The 2,212-nt window shown below is 71.0% G+C and carries 2 protein-coding genes; both read left to right on the forward strand.

Annotated features, from left to right (window positions below):
• Positions 1 to 711, forward strand: a 711-nt coding sequence (locus QN345_RS18160) for an alpha/beta hydrolase (protein ID WP_323509022.1), incomplete at its 5' end; no start/stop codon positions are given.
• A gap of 2 nt (positions 712 to 713) precedes the next feature.
• The gene (locus QN345_RS18165; RefSeq protein WP_134449212.1) at positions 714 to 2,069 is read left to right on the forward strand and encodes an alpha/beta hydrolase; all 1,356 of its coding nucleotides are present in this window, start codon (positions 714 to 716) and stop codon (positions 2,067 to 2,069) included.
• Positions 2,070 to 2,212: the final 143 nt, after the last annotated feature.

Here is a 2,212-nt window from a genome sequence, read left to right on the forward strand (position 1 = left end):
GTCTACCTCCCGCCGGCCGCGCTCGTCCCCGACGCCCCAGCCCTGCCGTTCGTGCTGATGATGATGGGACAGCCGGGCGATCCGGACGCCGGCCCGATCGCATCCGTGCTCGACGCCTTCGCCGCCGCCCACAACGGCCTCGCCCCGATCGTGCTCGTCGCCGACCAGCTGGGCGACCCGGATGTCGACTCACTGTGCCTCGACACGGCGGAATACGGCCGGGTCGAGACGTACCTCGAGGAGGACGTTCTCACCTGGGCGCGCGGCAACCTCAACATCGAGGCCGGCCGCGAATCATGGACCGTCGCCGGGTTCTCGAACGGCGGCCAGTGCGCCTTGTCGCTCGCGCTCCGGTACCCGGAGGTCTGGGGCAGCCTCATCGACGCCTCCGGCACGGTGTATGCGGGACTCGAGACGGAGCCGGAGGTCCTGGCTGACGTGTTCGGGGGTGACCAGGCTGCCTACGACGCGACAAAACCGGCCACGCTGCTGGGCAGGAGCCGCTACCCTGACACCACGGCCGTGTTCACGGTCGGCTCGGAGGACTCGGTGATGGAACCGGGGCTGAAGGATCTGAGCGGAACGGCCAGGGCTGCGGGGGTGGCGGTGACGTACTACGAGGTGCCCGGCGAGGGCCACTCCTTCGAGGCGCTGGGCGGTGGACTCACCGAGGCGTTCGGCGTGCTCGCCAGCCGACTCGGGCTCGGCTAGGCGTGGACGCCCTCCAGGCGCTCCTGCGCACGGATATCCTGCACGGCCCCGTCATCGTCGGCGCGTACACCCTGTCCGGCGCGGCCGTGGTCTTCCTTCTCGCCCGACGACCGACCCCGCGCTGGCTCATGACCGTCGCGGTCGCGGTCGCCTCCGGAGGCGTTGTCGCTGTGCTCCTCTGGTTCTTCCTGGTGCGGGTCTTCAACGTGTTCGGGATGGGCCTCGTGCCCGTGGCGTACGCGTGGCTCGGCGCGGCCTGCGCCGCCGTCGGGATCGCACTCGTGAACCTGTGGAAGACGCGGCCGGCACGCCGGAGCCTCGCCGCCGCATCGGTGCTGCTCTTCGTCGCGACGGGGGCGCTCGGGATCAATGCGGGCTATGGCCTTGACCGCACCCTCGGCGCGCTTCTCGGGGTGAACGTGCTGCCGCCGATCGCACTGAATCCGGCAGCGCCACGCTCGACCCCGGTCGCAGGCACCGGCTCCCACCCTGGCTCGAGAGCCGACCCCAACCCTGACCGGACGGGCCGCGCCCTCTGGCAGACGTGGAATCCACCCGCCGACATCCCCGCCGCGGGAAACACCGGGAGCCAGGTGATCCCGAACACCGTCTCCGGATTCCGCTCCCGGCCGGCCGGAATCTACCTGCCCCCTGCGGCGCTCGTCCCGGACGCGCCGGCATTGCCGCTCGTGATCATGCTGCTGGGCCAGCCCGGCAACCCCGACCCGGAATACGTCGCGGCGAGCCTCGACCGTGCGGCCTCCCAGCACGGGGGTCTCGCGCCGATCGTCGTCGTCGCCGACCAGCTGGGCGATCCCTCCGTCGACCCGCTGTGCCTCGACACCGCGAGGTACGGAAACGCGGAGACCTTCCTCACCAGGGACGTCGTCGGCTGGGCTGCCGCGAACCTCAACGTGACGCACGACCACCGGTACTGGACGATCGCCGGGTTCTCCAATGGCGGCCAGTGCGCGATCTCCCTCGCGGCCAAGCATCCCGACATCTGGTCGAACGTGATCGACATCTCCGGCGAGTCATTCCCCGGCTCCGAGATCCAGGACCAGACCCTGAACGACGTGTTCGGCGGCAGCCAGGCGGCCTATGACGCGCAGAAGCCGGTGAACCTTCTCGCCGGGCACCGCTACCCGGGGACATTCGCGATCTTCACTGCCGGCGCAGCTGACCCGGGCGTCGCCGCCGGGCAACGGACGCTCGTCGACGCAGCCCAGGCCGCGGGAATGACCGCGTCATACGCCGAGATCCCCGGCGTCGGGCACGAAGTGGGGGCGCTGAACGGAGGCCTCGACGCCGGCTTCGCCGCGCTCTACCCGCGCCTCGGCCTCGCTCCGCCCTCCTGACCCCTCCCCCGACCCGGGCGGCGCGGGACGCGGGTATGGTCGTCGCATGACTGAACGGGACGCGGGCGGTGACCAGGTACCGCGCATCCACCCTGAGTCGGTCGAGGAGTGGCGGACCTGGCTCGTGGAGAACCACGCGGTGT

Origin of the sequence: Cryobacterium sp. 10I1 (assembly GCF_035019805.1) — a bacterium.
Classification (GTDB): Bacteria; Actinomycetota; Actinomycetes; order Actinomycetales; family Microbacteriaceae; genus Cryobacterium; species Cryobacterium glucosi.